The following is a 24,905-nucleotide window of genomic DNA, read 5'->3' on the forward strand; positions in this document are numbered from 1 at the left end:
TCTCATCCATTCCCGGGGAATGCTTCGCAGGAAGCATTCCCTATTTTTGTGTGTGGATGTGTTTAGGAAGCTACCTGCACCTGTTTGCCATTCATTATATGCAAAAACAAATTCAATGAAAAGATTGCTTTTAATGCTGCCGCTCATCATCATCACACACCATTCCTTTGCACAGGCAGTCATAGATTCCTCACTGCTGCTTCCGCAAAAAGACCTGCAATGGTGGAAAGATGCCAAGTTTGGATTGTTCATTCATTTTGGATTGTACTCAGTTTTAGGCGAGGGGGAATGGGCCATGTTCAACAAACGGATGGACACGTCTGAATATGGAAAGCTGAAAGACTCGTTCACCGTTTCAAAATTCTCCGGGAAAAGCTGGGTAGATGTTGCAAAGCAGGCCGGATGCAGGTATATGGTGGTAACATCAAGACATCATGACGGTTTTAGTTTGTTTAATACCAGTTTTGGTAATTACAATTCAATGAACAGCCCTGTGAAAAAAGATCTGATCAAAGAATATGTTGATGCAGCCCATGATGCCGGCATGAAGGCCGGCATTTACTATTCTCCGCTGGACTGGCGGTATCCCGGTTTCTTTTTTCCCGATCTGTACTATTCCAATGCCCTGGAAATGAAAAAGCAAACCTACACACAGGTGCGTGAGCTCTTAAGCAATTACGGCAAGATCGATGTTTTATGGTATGACGGCGGAGAAGATAACTGGCTTGGCTTTGCAGGTCTCATGTGGGACGGAGCCAAAGGCTGGTACTCACGTGGTTTTGATAAACCTTATACCGGAAAATTCAGCTGGGAGCCAGTCAAGCTCAATTCAATGGTAAGAGCGCTGCAACCAAAGATCGTGATCAATCCCCGCAGCGGATGGATGGGCGATTTTAATACACAGGAAGTAACATTAAGAGGTAGAGAAAGCAGGCCCTGGGAATTATGTACCAACCTCAGTCAAACGGCGTGGGGCTGGACACCTCAGGCAGCAGACCGTATGATATCCCTTGACAGCTGCATTCGTTTACTGGTGTCCGTTGTGTGCCAGGATGGAAATTTATTGTTGAACGTTGGCCCCAAGCCAGATGGAGAAATTGAGCCTGCACAGGTGCAGCGGTTGAAAGAGATCGGCGATTTTCTTTCCAGATATGGAGAAAGTATTTATGGCACAAAAGGAGGAGTATGGGATACAAAATGGGGCGGAACAACTTTTACAGATAAAGCGGTCTATGTTCATATTTTAAAAGCTCCTCCGGAAGGAAAGATCATTCTGCCATCTGTTCCTCAAAAAATTGCTGCTGCAAAATACCTGGGAACAAATGTAAAGGTAAGCTTCAGCCAAAGTGAAGGTGAAATTGTATTGAATGGGATCACTAATAAAGAAAATAAAACAGATGTGATCGTAAAGCTAACTTTGAAATAGCCTGGATCCTATTGGCCGGTGAATGATGTTACCGGCCAATAGGGAGGCTTCACAATCTGTAAATGCTAATTTTCATTTACTGTGCAACCGGCCAGTTATCAGTACGGAAAGGCACAACAGGCAAACCATCCGAAGAAAAGATATTACCGATACCGGTATTGGAGAAAGCGTATCTTACCGCTTCAGGCTTCTCTACCTGTTTACTCCAAACGATCAGCGCATCTTTTTCCACCTTTGCGGATGCTTCATGGAAAACATGGTCTGCACCGGCTATGTACAAGGCAGCAGGTGTTTTGCCATTGATCTTCAGAGAAGCAGGAACGTTGCTAAAACGCAGCACTGCCTTGTTTTTGCTGATGCTCATTTCTTTGAACACCGGGCTTTTCCAGGTAAACCCCGTTTTACCATAATTTTCCCCAAGCGCCCAATTGGCAAGCCTGTTGCCAACTGTTCTTTTATCCTGTGGATGAATATCTTTCACATTTTCTGTAACGTCGGCTACTACTACCATACCGGTTCCCGCAAGAGCGCTGCTGCGCGCCTGCGCCTCACGAAGCAGCGCAGCCTGGTTTTCCTTATCGTAGGTGAACGGTGCTATCTGCACATAGTAAAAAGGTAGCTGTTTATGCCATGCATCACGCCATGCTTTTATCATGCCGGTGAACAAGGGCGTATAGGTATCCGCGGTGTTCACATTGGCTTCTCCCTGGTACCAGATCACTCCTTTTATATTGAAATTGGTAAGAGGCGCTATCATAGCATTATAAGCATATCCGGGCTTATTGGGCCACCAGGCAGAAGGCTGTAACTTAGCGGCAGCTGCAGACAGCTGTGGCTCACCGGTTACAAGACGTTCCGGCGCCCATACTTCAGCCGGTGTTCCTCCCCAGCTGGCATTGATCAGCCCAACCGGCACACCCAACGTCTTCTGTAGCTTTGATCCGAAAAAGTACCCCACCGCACTGAAGGGCTTCAGGCTATTGCTGTCGCATACTTCCCAGCTTCCGTGACAGTCGTCCTGGAGATCTGCAGCCGTAGTTTTGGGTATGTTAAAGAACCGGATATTATTGTTACTGCAAACAGGCAGCTCAGCTGCTATCTGCCGGATGCCGTTATAGTAGCTGTATTCCATGTTAGATTGCCCTGAGCACAGCCATACCTCACCGATCAGGATATTCTTCAGTACAATCTCATTGGATCCTTTCAGTCTTATTTCATAAGGCCCTCCTGCTGCGGGTGTATGTACTTTCAAAGTCCACTTTGCATCACCGCTGGTGGTGACCGTCGTTGTGCTGTTATCCCAGCCTGTAAATACCGTAACTTTTTCTGAAGGGCTTGCCCATCCCCAGATATTTACACTGTCGTTTTGTTGCAGCACCATGTTGCTGCCAACCAGTGCCGGCAACCTGATGGTGGCATGAAGTGCTGCAGGCAATAACAGTGCAATGCTGTAAAAGAGGATTTTTTTCATAATCGTGCTTAATAATTTAGGTATTAAAAATAATCACTTTGACGGTTTATTTTATTGGAACCATACCGTTCTTTTGCCATGCAGCGCCGTGTATGCTTCATTAATTAAAATCTGCTTACCGGCTTTCAAAAACTTCAGATCCTTAAAAAAATCCTGGTCGCTGCGGGATAATCCCAAATCAATCCAGGGAATCGCTGCTGGAATTTTTCCACTATTGTTGTAAGATGCTTTGAGGCCCCATTCACCAATATCATTGCCTTGTTTGCTGAGAAGTTCCACGCTGATCTTTTGACTGGCGATTGAACAGCCACTTTTTGCCCAAATAGTACACTGCTAATGAACACCGGCAAAAGGCCAAGGATCTTAAATTTCATACCGTTCTATAATTTGTATTGGAATTTGTTATCGCTTTGTATATCATTTCCTGTAATCATACCGGAACCAGTCAACATCCACGGATCCCCTATCCTCTTTGGTATTAAAATTGAAAATCCCGATCCGGTCTCCCCGGTAGCTACCCCAGGTCAGCTGATAGGGGCTTCCGAAAGACTGGTAAGACTCACCATCCGTACTAAAAGCATAGTGACTCACTCCGTTGGCATCCCAGGTTGACCGGAGCCAGACAGCTCTTCCATTGATCCTTATACCTGAAGTATCCTTTCCATTGTTGTCATACACCAAAGTCCGTATTCCATTCTCCTGTTTAACTCCAAATAAGCTATGGCTGGTAGTTGAAAAATGTGTCAATCCGCTGAACTGGCCATCGGCCATATGGCTAAGGTCAATCCTTACGGTGGCTACATTGGCAGGTGTACGCATGCTGCGTTGCGTGAGCGTGTTTCCGGCCCTGAGTATTATCTTACCCTGTTTGTTTGAATGACTGGGCGTAAAAGCATACAACCGGAGAAAACCGCTACGTTCTGTTAAAGACCATTTGCCGGGCCGTGGCTGATAGTTCCATTCCCATTGAACATTTAGCTTTCCGGTATTGAACTCGTCACTGCTTTGAATGGATACTTTTTTTTTGCCGGATATAGGTTGCTTACCCGTCCAAACCATGCGTCCTATTGTGTCGGCGCCCGGCTGGCCAATGACCGGCCATTTATCAATCCAGTGAACAGGTAAAAGGCTGGCCGGACGTCCTTCCCAATCACCACTACCATGGTGGGTGAGAAAATACCATTCTCCTGTGGGTGTTTGCAGTAATCCGCCCTGGTTGGGTTCTCTGTCAAGTTTTTGATCAACATGATTTAATTGCCTTATTTCCCAGAGACCGTACAGGCTCTTTGAACGCTCCATCATGATCACGCGGCCCTCCGGCTTCACTTCGCTGAAATAGTGGTAATACAGCCCGTTGATCTTATAAAGCTTATTTGCCTCACTTCCATTGGATTGATGTATGATAGAATCAGACTCCATGACGAGGCTTCTTCCATCAGGCGTCATTTTAAATAAATGAATATTGTATTTTCTTCCGTTCTTTGGATCAGCTGCAAAATTGGTAGCAATAAAATAGAGCTGTCCATCATCATCACAAAAGGAACAGCAGTCGTCCCAGCCATTTACCTTCCACAATTGATGAACAGGTTCCCAGGGGCCTGCGGGATTGGTAGCGGTACTCATAAAAAATCCATCATCAGGTGTACCGAAATACACCCAGAATTTGTTCTTATAATACCTGATGGAACCTGCCCAAATGCCTTTACCGTAACAATTCATCCGGTCCCAGTTCAATTCCGGGCTAATGCGGGTGAGATCATTCACCACATGGCCGATGATTTCCCAGTTTATGAGATCTTTAGAATGAAGCACTACCATGCCGGGCGAAAATTGCATGGTAGAAGATATGGCGTAATAATCCTCACCCACGCGTATGGCATCAAGATCGCTGTAATCTGCCGGCAGCACAGGATTAGCATAGGTTCCATCTCCCTGGCCGCCCCAGCTTCCACTCATTTGAGCTCTCGAACATACACTTACCAATTGCCAACAAAGCAAGAGTGATAAGAATCTGAGATGAATCATTGAAAATAATACCGCTTTGTTTTTAATAAATATGCCACTCCCAGATGCCATTAACGCCACTTAAGATCCTCAGCCGCAAATAACGGGCTTTAATATTCAGTTTGTCAGTATGCGGTGATTCCATGACAAGCTGCTGATGCTCCCCGCAATCCTTCCATGCCCTGCCATCGGCAGAATACTCCAGCACATAGGCATGGCCGGCAGTGGGCCTTACAAAAGCCACTTCACTACGTTTAACAAGCTGCAGCTTTCCTAAATCGGCCATGATCCAGGATGCTGAGTCTTCGGCAGCAGCCATCCACCGTGATCCATTTTCATCATCGAAAGCAAACTGGGAAGAAAAGGATTCTGTTCTTTTAAACAAAGAATCCTTTCTGGGTTTTATAATCACCCCCCGGCGAACACTGGATGCTTTTGAGCTAACCACGCGGATCCTTTTCTCAGAGGGCGCGGTATGCAATGCTCCTACGCCCTTAAGTGTAAGATCAAGCGGGCAAATGGTTCCATCTTCATTAAATTCCAGCTTATTCACATAGGTTTGGCGGTTAGTGCTTCCGCGGCCATATTCCAGGTAAGCAAAATAGTAATCATCCGTGCCCGGCAAATTAAACACTCCACCATGGCCCGGGCCAAAGATCTGCCGCTCATAATTGGTAGTGGTTATAATATCATTCTCCGGATATTCGAATGGGCCCAGGGGCGACGTTTTGCTCATTCCATATGCATACTGGTATTTTTCATCACCGCCAAGAGTGTACAGGTAATAATAGATCCCTTTCCGTTTAAAGAAGGCCGGCCCTTCCGAATATCCCGGGCGTTTTGTAGCAATTTGAATAACAGAAGCAGTATCCACAGATACCATATCCTGGTTCAGCTTAGCCGCAAACCGGAGCTGCCAGAAAATATAAGGCTGCCCATCATCATCAATAAAAACTTCTGCATCTATACCGGCAGGTTCTTTCCGGCCTTTTGACTGTAATAAGGTTGCCGGAGTAAAGGGCAAATAAAAACTGTCTATGCCCTTTGCCAGCTTAAATGGCCCGTCAGGTGAATCTGAAACAGCAGGATACATAAAACCATTCACCGTAGGATAGATATAGTACCTGCCATTGGCTGCAATGGCCTTACTGGGCGCCCAGTATTTTTGCCCCACTGCGGAAGGAAAATAAAAACCGGAAAAACTCCAATGAACAAAATCCTTGGACTTCCATACCACCGGCGGACCAGATGTTTTTAAACCCTGATCATATCCATCTGTTGTTGCATAACAATAAAACGTTCCATTGATCTCCTGGATACTGGCATCAGCGATCATATCCGGAACTAATGCATTACCAAAAGGGTTTTGCAGGTACGCTTCCTTCTTTGAACCCTGGTCATTACGCCCCTGGCCGCCGGCCTTCAATAAAATGAACGAAAAGAATGCGAGCGTACCAAGTGCTTTTACAATTTTCATTTGTGTACTTATATTGAAGCGATGCAGTGACCGTATAATAATAAACTACTCCTTGCTCCTATTTAAAAATATGCTGGGAAAACAGATAGAGGTTACGATCCCACTCCATATTGTCATGCCCATTCGTGTCTGCATTCCAAACGTGGGGAAAGCTAATCCCGTTAAGGTACTGATGGGCCTTTTCACTGATCCGCCAAAGGCCATCTTTATTCCCACATCCTATCCATAGCAGCTTCAACTTTTCCCGGGCAGCTTTAATATCCGGGATCAATTGATTAACTGTATACATATTACCAAACTGATTTGTATTAGGCGCAGAAGAAAACCCACCTACATAGGCAAACGTTTCAAGATGATACAAGCCTATATTTAACGACTGCCCGCCGCCCATTGACAAACCGGCCAATGCACGATGCTCAGGATCGCTGATAGTGGAATAATGAGCATCGATGTAGGGAATGATATCTTTCAATAGATCCTCTTCAAATGGCTTTCCGTAACCTTTAAAATTATCTGCCCGCCCCGAACGGCCGGCAGCCGAAGTATCGGTTACAGTCAGCCTGGCATCGCAGTTGGGAAAAACCATTATTACAGGCTGCATTTTACCATCTGCAATCAGGTTATCTACAATGTTATCTGCCTGGCACCATTCAATCCATTGACGATAGTCCTGCCCTAAACCATGTAACAGGTATAACACAGGATATTTCCTGTCAGCAGAATATCCCGGGGGCGTATACACGCTCATTTCCCGAAGTTTCCCGATTGTTTTTGAATCATACCGCACTACTGTTAATTTTCCGTGGGGGACATTATTGCGCTGGGCATTATATCCGGCGGGTGGATCAGGCAAAGTAGGTATACTGTCCGCCTTAAATGAAGCTGAATTTGTTTGTGCCCGGCATACATGACCGGCAATAATAAGTACAATCGAAATGAATAAATTCATTTTACTTTTCATAACGTTAATTTTACCCGTTAATCCTTTAAAGCTGAAAGATCTGCTCCATCAGTACCCACTTCTCTCCTTCTTTTGCCCAGGGTAAAGGTTGCTGAAACTTCCACATTAGCTGCTCCCATTCCTGCACCTTAGGATTGGTGGCATCTGCAGCTGCTTTTGCGGCTGCATCAAACTGGTCATTTGTTTCCATGATCATCATTAAACGATTACCCGTTCTATAGATCTGCATTTCCGTGATGCCCGCATCAAGAATGCTCTTTTTAATTTCCGGCCAGCCATTTTCTGCCTTGTGCCAATATTCATATTCTGCTATCAGCTGGGGATCATCTTTCAGATCAAGGGCTAAACAGTATCTTTTCATATTTCTATTTAATGCTTATAAGTAGCTGGCAGCATAAGACCGGTCAATCAATCCCTGTGCTGCCATATCCTCCCAAAAACCTTCGGGGATCATTGACTGGGGCAATGCAACATTCTGCGCCACCCTTTCTGCCTGGGTAGTGTTCAGCGCAATACTTTGCACCCCGGGCGCATTCAGGCCAAAGATCACGCAGGCCTGTACCGGTTTTATCTTATAGCTGAGGCACAACTGATTAAACCGCTGCCGCCAGTGATATAAATTTTCGTCTTTTACCGGATCTGTCAGCTGGTAATTATAATAAGCGGATCCTGTTAAAAATCCGCCATTGAAAACAGAAGAATTTATAACTACAGTCCCCTGCCGTTGCAGGTTTAGCATAAACTCCACCAATTCCGCAGGGTGACTGTGAATCGTCATGCTGTTAGCGATCATTACCCAATCCAGCTTTACATCATCCGTTATTCTTTTTATGATCTGCCAGTTCTTTGCACCCACTCCAATAGCTTTAACCTTGCCTGCCTGCTTTAATTCATTTAATGCCTGGTAAGCATCCAGGATATCCTGGTAGCGTTGCGCCTGTTCTTCTCCGTTCTTTGATGCCGCAAGGTATTCGTCGGGGTCATGCACAGATACCAGCTCCGCATGATAGCCGCCAAGCAGCTCATTTCCCTGTTCATAACATTCCAGGATGCCTTCATAGCTTATTTTTTGAACGGCATCGTACTTCAGATCCCGCCATACGCCGGGTTCAAAAGTGGGTTCGGCTGTTCTTAATTCAGTACGCAGCCAACCCAGCTTATTACTGATCAGCACATCCGAAGGGCTGACGTTTAATTGTTTTAAGGACCTGCCCAGCGCTTCCAGGGCCAGTCCTGCGCCATATTTGCCTGCTGAATCAAATACAGCAGGCCTGGGAGAGCATTTTATGCTTTCGCTTACAATAGACAGCTTCACTTCATCCGGGAGCGCTACGTATAAATTTCCTAACCCGCTGGTGCCAAAAATTACCTTGGGTAATGTGATTCCCTGCATATTAAAGACCACTAAATTTTCAAAGAATAGTTGAAACAGGCAAATACTCAGGCATATTCGCATCTTAAATTTGCAGGTGACCAGCTGGGTAAAAATTATGAATCATTTTACCTGCTCAGTCACCTGCTTTGTCCGGTAGGACAATGGTCTTGAACATTTATACGATAGCTCCTTCAATTTTCAATACAAACGCATTTTTGCAGGGCGGCTGTTCCGGCAGCTGTACCTTTAATCCTTCAGCCGTTTGCTGAAAGTTCAAGCTGTCATTTCCCAGCAGGTTTACCCGGCTTACCTTTCCTGTCTGATCATTTGCAGCCAGTGTTTTAACCAATGCGGTTTTATCTTCCGGCCAGCCTAACATAACTGCGTAAAGCGTTTTGCCTTTTGTGGTAAAACGAATATCCGCTGCTTCAAACGGCTTGCCTTTTCCTTCGTTAAAACCCTGGGCGCTTAAAGCCACAACTGATTCCATGGCCGGCCCTTCCCCAAATACTTTCCAGGGACGGGTGCCGTAAATAGCTTCGCTGTTCACCTGCATCCATGCGGCCACTTCCTCTACTACGGTACGTTCTTCACTGTCAATAGTACCATCGCCACGTACGGGAATATTCAGTAAAAGATTACCGTTCTTGCTTACCACATCGGCCAGGGTATGCACTACTGTTTTAGCGCTTTTATAGCCTTTGTTATCAAACACGCGGCGGTCGTAATGCCAGCCACCTATACAAGTATCCGTTTGCCAGGGCAAGGGTTCTATCTGGTTGCTTTGCCCGCGCTCAATATCCCATACCATACATTTACGCTGCTGCTCGTTGAGCATCTTACCAAACAAGGCAGCCTGCAATTTTCCATGTTTCTTTATGCTGGTATTATATAAATGCGCCGCTATTTTTAATCCTGCATCGCTTACCGGCCAAAGCGGCAGCGCATTATCATCAAAATAAACAAGCTCAGGACCGTATTTATCAATGAGCTCAAGGGTACGGTTCAGAAATTTATCACAGTAGGCTTTATCAGGTACGCTGGCGCCGTTGCCCCAGTACCAATGATCGCTCATGCTATTGTCATTGAGGCTATCCTTGCTCAACGCATGATTCTGCGCATACAGCTGCTGCGGATCGTAACCATTCCACCATTTATTACTGCCGGCGGCTTTCGTGAGCTTACCATCGTAAGGCACACCTGCATATGGGCCGCTTTTATCGGAGCGCTGCGCCACCTCGTACCAGGTCCAGGCATGGGAGGCATGCACCGTTACACCAAAAGGCAGGTCCTGTTCCTTAGCTGCTTTTGCCCAGCCGCCAATGATATCTTTTTTAGGCCCCAGCTTAGTAGCATTCCAGGGCTGATATTTACTATTGTACAGGTCAAAATTATCGTGGTGATTGGCCATGGCCATAAAATACCTGGCGCCGGCTTTTTTGTATAAGGCCACCAGCTCCTGCGGATCCCAGTTCTCCGCCTTCCATTCATTTATCACATCCTTAAAGCCAAATTTTGAGGGATGACCGTATTTCTGTAAATGATACTTATAATGGTCGCTGCCTTCCTGGTACATGCCCCTGGCATACCAGTCGCCATGTTCCGGCTGGCATTGCGGGCCCCAATGCGCCCAGATCCCAAATTTTGCATCCCGGAACCATTCCGGTACCTGGTACTGCTCCAGCGAATCCCAGCTGGGCTTAAAAGGGCCTGCAGCCATAGGATGACCCGTCCTGGGGGCTAACAGGTTGCGTGCATAAAGATTAGATAGATACAGGGATGACAGACCCGTGGCTAAACCTTTTATCAGCGTTCTTCTTTGCATGGAATTTAGTTTTACTTGTTTCAATTCTAGCCGGTAACCGTTACCGCATATTTATAACAGCCTACGGCTTATAATTACGGCCGGCAGATCAAACTTAGTGCTAAATGGGTACTAAACATTTAGCTGAATAGGACTTTTTTTTATACAAAACCGACCTTTTTTGTTTTAGCATCACTCAAGCACCATTACAAATCCACTATTTGCATTTAAGGTAAGATCAAGCTTTTTTTGCTTTGCCGTGTTCAGAACTGTTTTTGAAAACAGCTCATCTTTTGTACCGTCTGTAAACAGTGTTGCCTGGTTTTTCCTGAATGAGGTAAGGTCAAGCGCTATTTTCCTTTCATCTTTTTCGCCATTAATACCGGCAACATACCAGCGTTTGCCGCTTCGCCTGGCTATAACAGCATATTTACCCGGGTATCCTTCCAGGAATCTCACATCGTCCCAGTTATCAGGAAGCTTTCTTAAAAGATCTTTTACATCAGCGGGTACCTGCACCATTCCTTCAGGTGATTGTGCAAAATGCTGTATGCCCGATAAGAATAAAATGGGAAGTGCCAGCTCAAAGGCGGGAGTAGTTCTTCTCGTACAGGTAGACGACGTAAGCCCCGTTAAGTTCATGGGTGTAAAATCCATCGGGTCAAATGCGTTCCTGGTGAACGGCAGCATGGCGCAATGGTTGGCTTGTACGTCAGCTGCTTTCTGGTCAAATGTTACCATCTCCATTCCATAAATTGCTTCGGCTGTCACAAGGTGAGGATAGGTTCTTTGCCACCCTCTTGGCAATGTAGCGCCATGAAAGTTTACAAGCAGCTTATATTTTGCAGCATCATTTAGAATGTCAATGTAGTATTGGATCATGCTCCGGCCGTCTCCACCAAAGAAATCGATCTTTACGCCTTTAATACCCATTGCCTGCAAACGGCTAAATTCCTTTTCCCTTCCCTCCTTCGTAAGCAACAGGTCTTTAGGATGATAAGTGATCGTGTTCCAGTCGCCCGCAGAATTGTACCATAGTATCAATCCAACTTTCTTTTGTTTTGCATACGCTGACAGCTCAGCTATTTTATCGTATCCGATCTTCGTATCCCAGTTTACATCTATCAGGCAATATTGCCAGTGCATGTCAGCGGCATAGTCAACATATTTTTTTTGTTCATCGAAGGTGATGTTTTCATCCTTGCTGTTGATCCAGCTCCAGCTGGCTTTTCCGGGTTTTATAAAAGAGGTGTCTTTTAACGCTGCTGCCGGCGCCAGATCCGTGCCCAATGTTGATTCAGCAATTGTTTTCAGGCTTCCGATTGCAATAATACGCCAGGGTGTAAGCCAGGGCTTATTGTTTTCCGGTAAATAGCCCCTGCCTGTAAACACCTCTCTGGGATCGGCAAAGCCAATTGAATAAACAGCCGAGGCCGAATCATTGATCAATCTTGTACCGCAATAAGTACCATCCAGTGCTGCTTCAGTGATCAACACCCAGGTATCATTTGTTTTAAACAAAGCAGGGTACACCCAGCCTGACTTTAACGGCGATACCGTACCAACAGGAATATCCTGCAAATAATGTTCTTCATAAGACGGGTGACAGTGTTCGAAGCCTGTTTTTGCTTCACTCATAGGTTGCAGCCAAGCCCTTGTTCCCTTATCAAATGCAAATGAGGAATGTTCCTTAACGATCGTTTCATTATTCTTTATCCAGGGAAACCGGTACCGGAAAGCCACTCCATCATTGGATAACCTGAAAATGATGTCCATTTTCTCCTTTTCACCATTCGTAAAAGACATCACCAGCTGATTGGCCTGGTAAAGGATGCTGCTTTTTTTTGCATTCTTCGTTTGGTAGCTGTCTGTTATACGTACCGGTTTTGATGCAGTGACCAGCTTCATGCCTTGTGTAAAATCATGTCCCTTCATCATCAGCCCTAAAGCCGAAGGGTGAATGACATCAACGCCGGATCTCTGGATCCCGTACTGAATTTCACCGGAAGCTGATAAGGATACGTTTAGTACAATGGACTTGTCCGGGCTTTGTAATTGAGCAACCTGCTGTGCTTTTAACGGATTCATTATTCCACCCCCCCAGCCATTCATGCCGATCAGGAGCCAAACTAAAAGGATTGTGTTCTTAAAACTCATTTTCATAACTATGTGACTTACAATTTTATCAACTCCAAAAATTATTATGGCGATCCATCCTGTACATGAAACAGGGAATGCTTCGCTGGAAGCATTCCCGGGAAATGGATAAAAGATCTGTTAATGAACGATCAGCTTCTTCGTGAAGCTGGATCCATTTGAATCTATTGTGACAATGTAAAACCCTGCATTCAGCCGCGAATCAATCTCTATCTTGTTACCGCCCTGCGTTTTCCTTTCATAAAGCATTCTGCCCTGGTTATCATAGATCCTCACGATCGCGTGTTCTGAAATCTCCTTCAGCAGGATGGTAAACCTTCCCTCACTGGCAGGATTCGGATAAATGCTAACAGCATCTTCATTCACGCTGATTTTCTGTGATATGCCGGCAGCTGAAGTATCGCTCACTCCTGCCCGGGAGTCTCTCATTAAAGAGCCGGTCAGGGTAATGTTAAAGGTCTGCGTGCTTTTGCATCCTCCGCTGTTGGTGTAGGTAGCCACGTAGTTCCCTGCCTGGCTGGATTGGACATTTGAAATATATACTTCCCGCGTAGCTGCGCTAAAATTATTTGGCCCGGTCCAGCTCCAGGAGCCACCCTGCGTGGGCTGAGGACCAAACTGCACGCTGCCACCTGCAGCTAAAGAAGCATTGGCTGTCTGCTGCCAGGTTCCGTTATTAATATTTACATACGGTGTGATGGCAGTGGGCGTACAGGCGGCAGGCTCCCAGTAAATTAAACCTCTTCCGCCGCCGGCGCTCATATATACCCTTCCGGCAACGTTCATATCGCCGATCAGCAATGGCGCGCCTGCAAACTCGTGGGCGTCGTCATTCAGCCTGGTCCAGGTAGCACCCTGGTCTGTTGATCTGAAAAGCCCTGTTACGCCGGAAACTGTTCCCCAGATGAAAACAGTAGGATAGCTGGCGCCTGATACCGCCTTTCCTATGCCAATTGTTTTACAATAAGTTACATTTGAAACATTCGTATATGCCGCGCCGTAGTTGGTTGAATATTTTAATCCATTGCGGCCAAGCGGTACCCACACATGCCCTTCGCGGCCCGGTACGGTCCGGATCAAAGCCGGTTCCCACGGGTAATTCGCGGTTGACGCACCCGGCGTGCCTGCCAATGAAAAACTGACTCCTTTATTGGAGCTCCGCAACATCTGTCCGTTGTTTGGAATGTATATATAAAAATAGTTTGCGTTCACCTGGTCGGCAACCGGAGCAGCATCTCCGAGGGATACACCTGAACAGGCAGACCAGCTGGCGCCGTTGTTGGTAGTATACCAGGTAGTGGCAGAACCGCCGGGGCAATGCAGTATAGTACCTCCGTCAGCGCTGACAGCAACCCTTCCTCCTGCACCCTTACTGGTGGAGGCCCCTGTCCATGTAGCACCTTTATCGTTGGAATAGTAAACAACATTTCCCCCGTTGGAAGCTCTTACGACTTTGCTGGTGTTGCCGGCAGCATAAGCAATGCTCTGGTTGTTCCCGTCTGAAGGAGTAAGCTTCTTTGACGGATAAGAAGTCAGCGGCTCATGTACAAAGCCTGTTACATCTCCAAAGGAAGAAATAAACGGCCCTCCCGGAATGCTTGTCCCGTCAAGCAATGCGGTTTCTTCAAGCCCGATCACATCGTATTTCCATGAAGGATTTGCGGCTGTAATATCGGAACAGGTATATACGCCGCCGCCGCCAATTACCCGCACTTTTGAAAGATTGGACTGGTCAAACTCGATACAGTCCATCCAGTTAACTGCGCCTCCCACAGTCCATCCTATGCCATTACTATCATAGGTGGCGTTTGTGCCGTTCTTAAGCGTCCAGCTGGATCCGCCATCGGTAGTGAGGAAAACAAAATCGCCCCAGCCGGTACCAAACTGGTTATTCCAATACAGGCCACAGGAAGAAACTATTACCCGGTTAACATTAGCCGGATCAATACTTACACCTCCGTATGCATAATCCTTTGAAGAAACGGGGGTAACGTTTGTCCACACACCGGTAGCCGTGTTGAGCTTATATACCTTCCCATCTCCATTACTGGATTGCGGACCTGCATCATCCGAATAGGTAACATACATGGTAGTACCCTGCAGCGCTGCGCGGTGCGGCATAAAGCTGGTGGTTGCTGAAATGGCGGTAAAGGTGGCGCCTCCATCCGTGCTCTTATAAATATTCGCGCTTCCGGTGCGGGAAACGCCTATGTACATGGTTTGCGAGGCTCCGCCCACTACGGCGCCGGAAGGATCAAAAAGTACAAAACATATTCCGTTCTCATTAGGCGTGGTAGTTACACCGTTCCAGGCAAGGTTCCAGGTAACGCCGGCATCCGTGCTTTTCCATAATCCGTTAGCCCGGGTGCCGCAGAATAAAATGTTGCTGTTTTTAGGATCTACTGCAAGACGTTCTCCGTTCCCCCGTCCGTTCCCATTTCCATGCGCTTTAAATTTAGCCGTAACATCTGTATAGGTGAAAGTATTTCCTTTGTCCGTGGATTTCAATATAGCCGTTCTTCCGTTGTTGATATAGGAGGTACCGCAGAGCATATAAACGTTATTGGCGTTCTGCGGATCCAGCGCCAATGCTTCTACGCCAACAAATCCATTTTCCGATTCGTTAAGCCAGTCGAGCAGCTGAACCCATTTATTGTTCGCTGCATCCCAGCGGTAAGCCCCGCCCACATCTGTGCGGCAGTACCTGTCGCCGGATGTTTTGTGGGTAACAATACCCGTTACAAATCCGCCGCCGCCAACAGGCGCATTCTTCCAGACATAACCGTTGGTCTGCGCCGCCACTTTATAGCCCGGAAACAGAACACTCAGGAGCAGTAAACAGAGACAGGCAAGTTTCTTTTGCCTGAACTGCAGGAATACCCGCGGGGATGTAAAAGATCTGAAGACAAAAGGCAGCGTACCCTTTGGTTTAAGTGATGTTGGTAATTTTGGTTTCATAAAGGTTATGGTTTAAGTAAAATTGTGTGGAGAAAACTGATACAACGAAATACGCTACCCCTGCCTGGGTGTTTGATGACAGGGCTGACAACCTGTCATTATACCGGGATAGCCCCAGGAGGCTTAGCGGGAGCAGACGTATTTTCATAACGGGAATTGTTCTTTTACTGAATGTTGTAAAACTACCCGGCTATTCTTTAAGAGGGGGGCGTTAAATGTTGCAGATCATGGGGGGAAATGTTTCAAATGCTGGTTTTCATAGGGATTTCACGGGTAAACTTCTTTACCGGCCCTTTTATTCCGGTATCGGCATGCTGTGAAGACGACCGCGAAATATCACTTTATTTTCGCCTGATCCCAACTGCTACTCTGTCATGCTCGATTTTCGATCATTACTGATGAACGGGGGTTTATTCATCACTCATTTAATACCGAGCTCCCTGAAAAAATGTTCTTTATAGTTAGCGCCAATAGGCACTTCCGTTGATCCGATAAAAACGCGGTTACCTTCTATATGGCCTATTTTGTTTTTATTGATGATAAAGGAACGGTGAAGGCGGATAAACAGCGGCTTAGGTAATAATTCTTCCAGCGCCGTGAATGTAATGGCAGGTTTTATAACACCGTTATTGGTTACAATCTTTACACTATTGCCCCAGGCTTCTGCAAATAAAATTTCCTCAAAATTGATTTTGTAGATCTTTCCTTCTGACTTTAAATAGGTAAAGTTTTCTGCAGGTACTGCTTCTGTTACCTTATTTTTCGGTTCCAGCTTTTCTCTTGCCTTGTCAACTGCGATAATAAAGCGTTCCAAAGAAAAAGGTTTTAACAAATAATCGCAGGCGGCAAGATCAAAAGCTTCATGAGCAAATTCTTTGTAAGCAGTCGTAAATACCACCAGTGGTGGCTTAGCCAGCGTTTTCATAAACGACAAACCATCCAGCACCGGCATATTGATGTCTAAAAAAATGAGATCAGGGAGTTTGTTTTGAATAACGCGTTTGGCTTCCAAAGCATTGCTGCAGCTGGCCAGCACTTCTATTTCGGGCAGAAAAGCACAATAATTTTCCAGGATCTTCCTGGCAATGGGTTCATCATCAACAATCAGGCACTTCATCTTCATGGACGTTTTAATGACAATATTACTGAATAGCTTCTCTCTGACCGCGCTATTTTCAATTCATGCCGGTTGGGATACAGCAGGTCCAATCGCTTTTTTACACTTTCCATTCCAAAACCGGAATGCGCTTTTGAGGATGCCGGCATTAACATTGGCGGGGAGCAGGAATTTTTAACCGAAAAGAAAATGGAATCCTCTTCAGCTCTTAGCACAACGTCAATAAATATCTTCTCATCTTCGTTATTCTTTGAATGTTTGAATGCGTTCTCCAGGAATATGATCAGCAACATGGGTGCAATGGTGACAGATGCATCTATTTCCTCCTGCATTTCCAGCGACAGCAATAGTCTTTCTTCCAGCCTTATTTTTTCAAATTCCACATAGTTTTTCAGGTAGTTCACTTCTTCCCGTAGGGGTACAAATACTTCTTTGGCTTCATAAACAGAATAACGTAATAAATCTGATAACTTCAAAAGCAATCCAGGTACTTTTTGATGGTCTGTAAGGGATAGTCCATACAAATTATTCAGCGTGTTGAATAAAAAATGCGGGCTGAGCTGCGCCTGCATGAGCTGCAGCTCGGTTTTGCTTTGCGCAAGCGCTGTTTGTGCAGAATGGATGTTGCGCCTGATCCGGTAGCGCACCAGGCTTATGATTATTGCCATGAAAGCATTTACCAAAAACAAGGCGATGATGGTAAAGAAAAAATAATTGAACCGGGTATGTTCAATCATTTTATTGACAAAGAAGCCAATTAAAAACAGCCCTATAAGAACGCCTGCGATCAACACAGTAAGGGTTTTATTGAAGGTGCGATCACCGGATTTATACCATAGCCTGGCTGCATACCTGCCGGAGAGTAATCCCGCCATTATGATGGCAGTGATTCCTGTGGCAAACTGGAAAGCAGCTTCGGGCATTCCCAGCTTAAACAACCAAAGGAATAGTACAAAAATGCAAACGGCTATCAATGCCCAAATCAGTTTTTTCTTCAGGGAACTATTCATTCATTGTTGTTTCTGGTGCGAATGTCTGTTTTTTTAATGTTTTTTTCCTCCCGGTGCTGACAAACAAGCTCCCGGAATGCACAAACATACCATTTTGACTGATGAACCGTATTTCGCCATTGCTTTCCGGGTTTCCGTCCCGGAATCATTAGCGCTGGTCCGGATTGCTTCTTTTTAAGATCAAAACACGCCAGCTTGCAGTAAAATTATTTCACTATGCAAGTTTTACGCTTTATACCTGATCTTTTCAAAAGGGACTTTGAACGTTATGAAGGTGTTCCTAAAATAAATATCTATTTACTAAGGCTGCTTTTCTTTTTGATGTTTGTATTTGTTACCTATGACTCCTGGTCATACATCCTTCAGCACAAAGGGCCATGGAACAATTTGGAAGCCGCAGCCTGGTGTATGTGGGGTTCGTATTCTGCTATCTCTTTTATTGGTGTTATTCGTCCGTTAAAAATGCTGCCCATTATATTATTTGAGGTTATTTATAAAGTGACCTGGCTTATGGTAGTGGCTTATCCTTTATGGATAAAAAATGAGCTGGCTGGTTCTTCCGCAGAGGGAATGACCAATGTTTTTATGTGGGTTATTTTACCTATCGTGGCCATGCCATGGGGGTACTTTTTCAAAACGTATATTTTAGGAAAAGCCATACGTTCCCGTAACTCCGCCTGATTTCCAGGTAAGCATTGCTGCATAAAACAGGCCCCGTTGCTGTAATGCTCCGGGGCCTTTTACTGGTCTTTTTATCAATAAGTTGTTTTCTGCTTATATAGTCCGGCAAGTGAACATAGTGTGTATAGGATCACAAGGATTGTCCGGATCAGCAGTAAGCCTTTTCTGGATGGCAACCTTTGGGCCGGATAAGCTGCTAATTTTGATTTTCCCTAATTGCAGTTTTTGTGCTGTTTTCTTTTTCATAAGATGTGATTAAACAGTTAAACAAAGAAGGATAATTACTGAAGTTACAAAAGACGCCTGTTAACCGCTATCCTGTAAAAAAGGGATATTTGGAAAACAGCATATTGATCATTTTGCAAACGTCCGGTGCCGTCCATGATCATAATTAGTCCATATACGGCATCGTCAACCAACCTTTTCAAAATGTCAATGCAGTATTGGACGGATGGCCCCGGGAAGCTTAGCGGGAGCACAGATATCATTCACCCACTAACAGAATATTTTTCCGGAAAATATTTTTTTATTCCAAAATTTAGTATGTTTGAACATTCATACATGAGTTTGAAGATCGATCATAAAAGCAAACTACCACTCCACATCCAGGTAGAAGAACTGTTACGAAAGCTGATCAGCCAGCCGGAATACCAGAACGGAACCTTTCTGCCAAAAGAAGTGGAGCTGGCCAACCGTCTTGGTGTATCCCGCAATACCATCCGCCAGGCTACCAATAAGCTGGAATATGAAGGCTTGCTGACCCGGAAAAAGGGAGTAGGCACAAAGGTGGCACAGCGGCAGCTTTCCACCAGCCTGCAGGATTGGCAAAGCTTTACCAGGGAAATGTCTAAACGGGGTATTCATACAGACAACCTTCTGCTGGCGCTTGGAAAAGGAAAGGCCGATGAAAAAATGGCCCGCTTCTTCAACGTTCCTGAAGGCACTCCCATCTGCAAGCTCAGTAAGTTAAAAGGTGTAGATGGCGAACCCATTGTATACTTTGAAAGTTATTTTCATCCACGTATCGTTCTTACAGAAAACGACGACCTAAACAGGCCGTTATATGAGCTGCTGGCTGAAAAATTCGATATTGTTGTAGTACGTTCCAGTGAACATATCAAGGCCCTTGCTGCCGGCAGCATTGCAAAAAAGCTGCAGGTGGATCCCAGGTCCCCGGTGCTGTTCCGTGAACGCTTCGTTTACGATCCGGGCGACAGGCCCGTAGAATATAATGTGGGTTATTACCGTTCAGACAAATTCACGTACTCTATAGAGATCAGATCAGAAGGCTGATCCGATAGCACATCCTTTTTCTGTATCCACGCAGAAAAGGGATATTTTTTTCTTCATTTTCAATATGTTCAAACATATGAACAAAATCTATGTACTTGGGGCGGACATTGGCGGTTCACACATCACCGCTGCGCTCATTGATCTGTCAAACGGCGTGGTAGCCGAAGGTTCAAAGTGTAAGGAGCAGGTGAACGCCGGCGCCGGTGCGGAAGATATTATTGGCTGCTGGTCAAAAGCCATTGATGATGTACTCTCTTTTGCAGGTTCCGGAATACCAGCCATCGGTATAGCCATGCCGGGCCCATTTGATTATCCGGAGGGCATTTCACTGATCAGGGGTGTGGCCAAATATGAATCCCTTTACGGCATGAATATAAGAACGGCCCTGAAAGTATCGCTGAACTTCAGCGGCGATGTTTATTTCGAGAACGATGCTTCCTGCTTTGCATTGGGTGAAGCATGGGCCGGAGAAGGCGCAGGCTGTAACCGCATAGTAGCTGTAACCCTGGGTACAGGCCTGGGCGGCACTTTCCTGTACAACAAACACATTCTGCATGAAGGAAAAGGCGTGCCCTCCGGCGGTTACATCTATAACCTGCCTTACAGGAACGGCATTGCGGAAGATTATATCTCCTCCCGCTGGCTGCTCAATGAATACCACCGGCGTACCGGCACAAGACTGCCCGATGTTAAAAGCATCGGCGACCTGGCAGAAAAACAGGACGCCACAGCGCTAACATTGTTCATGGAAATGGGCAGCGCATTGGGCGAAGTACTGGCGCCCTGGCTGGGAGATTTTGAAGCGGAATGTTTGGTGATAGGCGGTAATATCCGCAAAGCGCACCCCTACTTTTTACCGGCGCTGCAAGCCTGCCTGCAGCAGCATAAGATCAATACCAACATACACATTTCCAGCCGCGGAGAGGCCTCTGCCCTATCCGGCGCCGCATGGTTATGCAAATCCCTACTTGTAAAAAACAACGCACGATAATAATGAACACAACGACGAACTGGAGAAAAACAAGCCAGCCGCTGATGCCGGCCGAAGTTACACGCAAACAGCTTCCACCTGCCGGTAAATACGATATGCATCCCTTTGCAGGTCTTGGCGCAGGCAGGATCCACAGCGGTTATGCCAGCCTGGCCGCCTGGATGGCCGGTTACCAGACCGTTTTGATAGATGGATATATAGGCAACGATTGGGAGCTCATTGCAGCCCGCCTGGAAAAAGAGCTGCTGGCATCCGGCATAGCGGTGAACTTCGTGTATACATCCTCGTTAATGAAACCTGCAGATGAAGTGGAAGCGCTGGTAGCGCCTTTCCTTGGTGAGAAAGGATCGGTTTGGGGCAGAAGGGCTACCATTACGCTGGATGAGCTGTTTGATGAAAACAAGCTGAATAATATACAGGCGCCTGCCGCAGGCATGACCATTATTATTGGTGCAGGTGCAGCGCTCACAAACCTGCAGGCTCCCCTGGTATATATAGATCTTCCCAAGAACGAACTGCAATACCGCATGCGCGCCCGCACGGCCAATAACCTGGGTAAGCTTGAGTGGGACAATAACCAGGAAACCTACAAACGTTTCTATTTCGTAGACTGGGTGCTGCTGAACGCTTATAAACAGCGGATCATGCCCCGCATTGATGTGATCGCGGATGGCCAGTGGCAGCATACCATTAACTGGGCCACACAGACCGCTATCAGCGAAGGCCTGCAGCAGCTGTCGCAAAACGTTTTCAGGGTAAGGCCCTGGTTTGAAGCCGGCGCCTGGGGCGGTGACTGGATGAAAGAAAAAATTCCCGGCCTCAATAAGGATGAAGTGAACTATGCATGGTCTTTTGAAATGATAGTGCCGGAGAACGGGCTGGTGTTTGAAAGCGATGGCCACCTGCTGGAGATCGCATTCGACTGGCTTATGATGAAACATTCAAAAGATGTGCTGGGACCGGATGAGCAGCGCTTTGGCATCGACTTTCCCATCCGCTTTGATTTTCTCGACACTTTCAACGGCGGTGATCTTTCCATTCAATGCCACCCACGCCTGAAATATATTCAGGAGCAATTCGGGGAAACCATCACACAGGATGAAACCTATTACATCCTGGATTGCAAACCGGGCGCAAAAGTTTATCTCGGGTTCCAGGAAGATATAGACCCTGCCGCTTTCCGCCATGCGCTGGAAGAAAGCGTGGCCACCAATCAACCCATAGCTATTGATAAATATGTGCAGGTGCACGACGCACATAAGCACGACTTCTTTCTTATTCCCAACGGCACTGTGCACAGCTCCGGGAAAAATAACCTGGTGCTGGAAGTAAGCGCTACGCCATACATCTTCACATTCAAGATGTACGACTGGGTAAGGCTGGACCTCAATGGCAAGCCACGCCCCATCAACATAGATCACGCCTTCCATAATCTCGATTTCAGCCGCAAAGGCGCGAAAGTAAAGCAAGAGCTGATCTCCAGGCAACAGGTGATAGCAACGGGAGATGACTGGCAGCTGGTGCATGTGCCCACCCATGCGGAACATTTCTATGACCTGCACCGGATGGAATTCAATAGCAGCGTAACGGTTAACACCTTTGGCAAATGCCATGTGCTGATGCTGGTGGAAGGTAGCTCCATAACCGTGGAAACAGCGAACGGCCTGCGTCAGCGCTACAACTACGCGGAAACATTTGCCATCCCCGCCGCAGCAGGCGCTTACAGGATCATTAACGAAGGTAACGGTACCGCCAAAGTAGTAAAGGCTTTTATAAAATAACAGGAGGCTGTCCGGCTGCTGAAGCGGACAAACCCATTACAACTAAACAAGTTCAGTTATGAAAAAGGAAAATTGGATGCTCTGGGTGCTGCTGCTTATAACGGTATCACACCTGGGCGCACAGGACAGGAAAGAGCTAAGCAGTTATGTAGATCCCCTGATCGGCACCGCGCATTGCCGCTGGTTCCATTTTGCACCGGGCGCCGCACCATTTGGTATGGCTAAGCCAGGCCCCTCTACCAACGGGCATTACGGCAACCCAAGCGGCTGGGAAGCAGTGGGGTACGATTACAGGCATACTTCCATTGAAGGGTTTCCCAATTTCCATGAGTTCCAGGTAGGCGGTGTGTCGCTGATGCCCACAAAAGGAACGCTGATCACCATACCCGGTGAGCTGGAAGATCCGTTATCCGGCTACCGCTCCGCTTTTGACCGTGCAGACGAAAAAGCAACAGCCGGTTATTATTCCGTATTACTGAAACGCTACGGTATTAAAGCAGAAATGACCGCCACACCACGGGTAGCCTTTCAACGTTTTACATTCCCTGCTGGCAATGACTCACATATCCTGTTCGACATCGGCAACAAACAGGGCGAAAGCGGTGATGTGAAAGATGCTCGTGTGTACATGACAGCGGACGGCCGCATAGAAGGTTACGTAACCACCCTGCCCGCCTATGTACAAAAGTATCAGCGCGGCTCGGAAGTAGCTATGTACTTTTCAGCGGTGATAGACAAGCAGCCCGCATCCTACGGCACATTCCGCGGTACAACGCAAACAGCCGGAGAAAAGGAGATCAGCGGCAAGGGAGCCGGCATGTACCTTACTTTTGCTACTGGCAGCCAGGAAACAGTAACCGTACGTCTCGGCCTTTCCTACACCTCTGTTGAAAATGCCCGCCTGAACCTGCAAACAGAAGCGGCTAACCTAAGCTTTGATGAAGCCCGTACACAATCCCATGAGGAATGGAACAATTACCTGGGCCGTATAGCCGTAAGCGGTGGTACGGAATCAGACCGGGTTAAATTTTATACCAGCCTGTATCACGCGGTACTGGGCCGAGGCCTTGCCAGCGATGTGAATGGCGCTTATCCGAAGAACACCGGCGGTGTTGGGCAAATACCGCTGAATGAAAAAGGAAAGCCCCTGCACAACCATTACAATACCGATGCCGTATGGGGCGCATACTGGAACCTTACGCCGCTATGGGCGCTGGCTTATCCTGAATATTATTCCGACTTCGTAAGCAGCCAGCTGCTTGTATATAACGATGCAGGCTGGCTGGGCGATGGCATTGCCAACAGCAGGTACGTATCCGGCGTGGGTACCAACTTCGTTGGGCTGGTAATGGCCGGCGCCTATAACTACGGCATCCGCGATTTTGATGTGGCAAAAGCCTATGAAGCTGCCCGTAAAAACGAGCTGGAATATAAAAACCGGCCGGAAGGCGCCGGAAAAGATGATGTAGACCGCTTCCGCAAATACGGCTATGTTGATCATATAGATCCGAAGCCAGGTGAATGGTGCTTTTCCGGATCACATACACTGGAGTATTCCTTCAGCGCATATGCCGTAGCGCAATGGGCTAAGAAGCTCGGTAAAACGGAAGATTACAATACCCTGCTGAAACTCTCCGGCAGCTGGAAGAACATTTTTGATCCTGCTACAAAATATATGCGGCCCCGTTATGCCAGCGGCAAATTCGCAGACAATTTTAAACCTACTGAGCCATGGCGCGGATTCCAGGAAGGAAATGCAGGCCAGTATTCATTCTACGTACCGCACGATCCGCAGGGCCTGATCATGAAAATGGGCAAGGCGGAGTTCAACAAACGGCTCGACAGCATTTTCACCGCTGCTCAGAAAACTACTTTCGGCGGCGGCAATACGATCGATGCATTCTCCGGCCTGAGCGCACCCTACAACCATGGTAACCAGCCCTGCCTGCAAATGTCCTGGATGTTCAACTACTCCGGCAAACCATACCTGACACAAAAATGGGTACGTGCCATCTGCAATGAGTTCTATGGCATAGAAGGCATTCACGGTTATGGCTACGGACAGGATGAGGATCAGGGGCAGCTGGGTGCATGGTATGTGCTGAGCGCTATCGGCCTTTTTGATGTGCAGGGCGGTGCTTTAGCCCAACCGGTAATGCAGATCGGGTCATCCCTTTTCGACAAGGTGGAAATTAAGCTGAATAAAAAATATTACAAGGGAGACAAGCTGGAGATCGTAACGCATCATAACAGCGCAAACAACATCTACCTCCATCAGCCTGCGTTCAACGGCAAAAAGCTTGCACAGAATGCCATCCCGTTTGAGCAGCTGACCCGGGGCGGAAAACTGGAGTACAACCTTTCCGACAAACCCGCTGCGTATTAATGCGGTGGCCATT

At 46.8% G+C, this 24,905-nt stretch carries 19 protein-coding genes; 6 read left to right on the forward strand and 13 right to left on the reverse strand.

What is annotated here, in order from left to right; translation table 11 throughout:
- Positions 1-115: 115 nt before the first annotated feature.
- Positions 116-1,426 (forward strand): alpha-L-fucosidase, encoded by a 1,311-nt coding sequence (locus tag BMZ54_RS27880; RefSeq protein ID WP_162277687.1) that lies wholly within the window; start codon positions 116-118, stop codon positions 1,424-1,426.
- A 76-nt stretch (positions 1,427-1,502) separates the two neighbouring features.
- Here BMZ54_RS27880 and BMZ54_RS27885 read toward each other — a convergent pair whose 3' ends face one another.
- From BMZ54_RS27885 to BMZ54_RS27940, 12 genes are all read right to left on the reverse strand, one after another.
- Positions 1,503-2,897 (reverse strand): sialate O-acetylesterase, encoded by a 1,395-nt coding sequence (locus BMZ54_RS27885; protein ID WP_089919736.1) that lies wholly within the window; start codon positions 2,895-2,897, stop codon positions 1,503-1,505.
- Between the two features lie 51 nt (positions 2,898-2,948).
- Positions 2,949-3,176: a hypothetical protein gene (locus BMZ54_RS27890; RefSeq protein ID WP_089919737.1), complete on the reverse strand. Its 228-nt coding sequence runs from the start codon at positions 3,174-3,176 to the stop codon at positions 2,949-2,951.
- 138 nt (positions 3,177-3,314) lie between these two features.
- Positions 3,315-4,853 carry a glycoside hydrolase family 43 protein gene (locus BMZ54_RS27895; RefSeq protein ID WP_202909381.1) on the reverse strand — a complete coding sequence of 513 codons (1,539 nt, stop codon included), beginning with the start codon at positions 4,851-4,853 and terminating at the stop codon, positions 3,315-3,317.
- A gap of 91 nt (positions 4,854-4,944) precedes the next feature.
- Positions 4,945-6,378 carry a family 43 glycosylhydrolase gene (locus BMZ54_RS27900; RefSeq protein ID WP_089919742.1) on the reverse strand — a complete coding sequence of 478 codons (1,434 nt, stop codon included), beginning with the start codon at positions 6,376-6,378 and terminating at the stop codon, positions 4,945-4,947.
- A gap of 58 nt (positions 6,379-6,436) precedes the next feature.
- The gene (locus tag BMZ54_RS27905; RefSeq protein WP_317043259.1) at positions 6,437-7,339 is read right to left on the reverse strand and encodes an alpha/beta hydrolase; all 903 of its coding nucleotides are present in this window, start codon (positions 7,337-7,339) and stop codon (positions 6,437-6,439) included.
- A 25-nt stretch (positions 7,340-7,364) separates the two neighbouring features.
- Positions 7,365-7,700, reverse strand: a complete 336-nt coding sequence (locus BMZ54_RS27910) for an L-rhamnose mutarotase (RefSeq protein WP_089919744.1) — start codon at positions 7,698-7,700, stop codon at positions 7,365-7,367.
- Positions 7,701-7,715: 15 nt separating this feature from the next.
- Complete coding sequence (locus tag BMZ54_RS27915; protein WP_089919746.1) at positions 7,716-8,732, reverse strand: aldo/keto reductase; 1,017 nt, start codon at positions 8,730-8,732, stop codon at positions 7,716-7,718.
- A gap of 157 nt (positions 8,733-8,889) precedes the next feature.
- On the reverse strand, positions 8,890-10,539 hold the full coding sequence (locus tag BMZ54_RS27920; protein WP_089919748.1) for an alpha-L-fucosidase: 1,650 nt from the start codon (positions 10,537-10,539) through the stop codon (positions 8,890-8,892).
- Between the two features lie 171 nt (positions 10,540-10,710).
- Positions 10,711-12,606 (reverse strand): glycoside hydrolase family 97 protein, encoded by a 1,896-nt coding sequence (locus BMZ54_RS27925; protein ID WP_238386707.1) that lies wholly within the window; start codon positions 12,604-12,606, stop codon positions 10,711-10,713.
- 189 nt (positions 12,607-12,795) lie between these two features.
- On the reverse strand, positions 12,796-15,633 hold the full coding sequence (locus BMZ54_RS27930) for a T9SS type A sorting domain-containing protein (RefSeq protein ID WP_089919749.1): 2,838 nt from the start codon (positions 15,631-15,633) through the stop codon (positions 12,796-12,798).
- A gap of 421 nt (positions 15,634-16,054) precedes the next feature.
- Positions 16,055-16,750: a LytR/AlgR family response regulator transcription factor gene (locus tag BMZ54_RS27935; RefSeq protein ID WP_089919750.1), complete on the reverse strand. Its 696-nt coding sequence runs from the start codon at positions 16,748-16,750 to the stop codon at positions 16,055-16,057.
- Between the two features lie 2 nt (positions 16,751-16,752).
- A complete protein-coding gene (locus tag BMZ54_RS27940) occupies positions 16,753-17,760 on the reverse strand; it encodes a sensor histidine kinase (RefSeq protein ID WP_089919752.1) in 1,008 nt (335 codons plus the stop codon).
- Positions 17,761-17,976: 216 nt separating this feature from the next.
- Between BMZ54_RS27940 and BMZ54_RS27945 the strand changes: the two genes are divergently transcribed.
- On the forward strand, positions 17,977-18,441 hold the full coding sequence (locus BMZ54_RS27945; protein WP_089919754.1) for a hypothetical protein: 465 nt from the start codon (positions 17,977-17,979) through the stop codon (positions 18,439-18,441).
- Between the two features lie 93 nt (positions 18,442-18,534).
- Here BMZ54_RS27945 and BMZ54_RS33020 read toward each other — a convergent pair whose 3' ends face one another.
- Positions 18,535-18,687 carry a hypothetical protein gene (locus BMZ54_RS33020; RefSeq protein ID WP_156093031.1) on the reverse strand — a complete coding sequence of 51 codons (153 nt, stop codon included), beginning with the start codon at positions 18,685-18,687 and terminating at the stop codon, positions 18,535-18,537.
- 315 nt (positions 18,688-19,002) lie between these two features.
- Here BMZ54_RS33020 and BMZ54_RS27955 point away from each other — a divergent pair, with 315 nt between their 5' ends.
- The 4 genes from BMZ54_RS27955 to BMZ54_RS27970 all read left to right on the forward strand — a co-directional run bounded on the left by BMZ54_RS27955 (position 19,003) and on the right by BMZ54_RS27970 (position 24,892).
- Positions 19,003-19,734 carry a GntR family transcriptional regulator gene (locus BMZ54_RS27955; protein WP_089919980.1) on the forward strand — a complete coding sequence of 244 codons (732 nt, stop codon included), beginning with the start codon at positions 19,003-19,005 and terminating at the stop codon, positions 19,732-19,734.
- A gap of 76 nt (positions 19,735-19,810) precedes the next feature.
- Positions 19,811-20,725 (forward strand): ROK family protein, encoded by a 915-nt coding sequence (locus BMZ54_RS27960; RefSeq protein ID WP_162277688.1) that lies wholly within the window; start codon positions 19,811-19,813, stop codon positions 20,723-20,725.
- Positions 20,726-20,727: 2 nt separating this feature from the next.
- The gene (locus BMZ54_RS27965) at positions 20,728-22,506 is read left to right on the forward strand and encodes a class I mannose-6-phosphate isomerase (RefSeq protein WP_089919759.1); all 1,779 of its coding nucleotides are present in this window, start codon (positions 20,728-20,730) and stop codon (positions 22,504-22,506) included.
- A 58-nt stretch (positions 22,507-22,564) separates the two neighbouring features.
- On the forward strand, positions 22,565-24,892 hold the full coding sequence (locus BMZ54_RS27970; RefSeq protein ID WP_089919761.1) for a GH92 family glycosyl hydrolase: 2,328 nt from the start codon (positions 22,565-22,567) through the stop codon (positions 24,890-24,892).
- Positions 24,893-24,905: the final 13 nt, after the last annotated feature.

Source organism: Chitinophaga rupis (assembly GCF_900109685.1).
Lineage (GTDB): Bacteria > Bacteroidota > Bacteroidia > Chitinophagales > Chitinophagaceae > Chitinophaga > Chitinophaga rupis.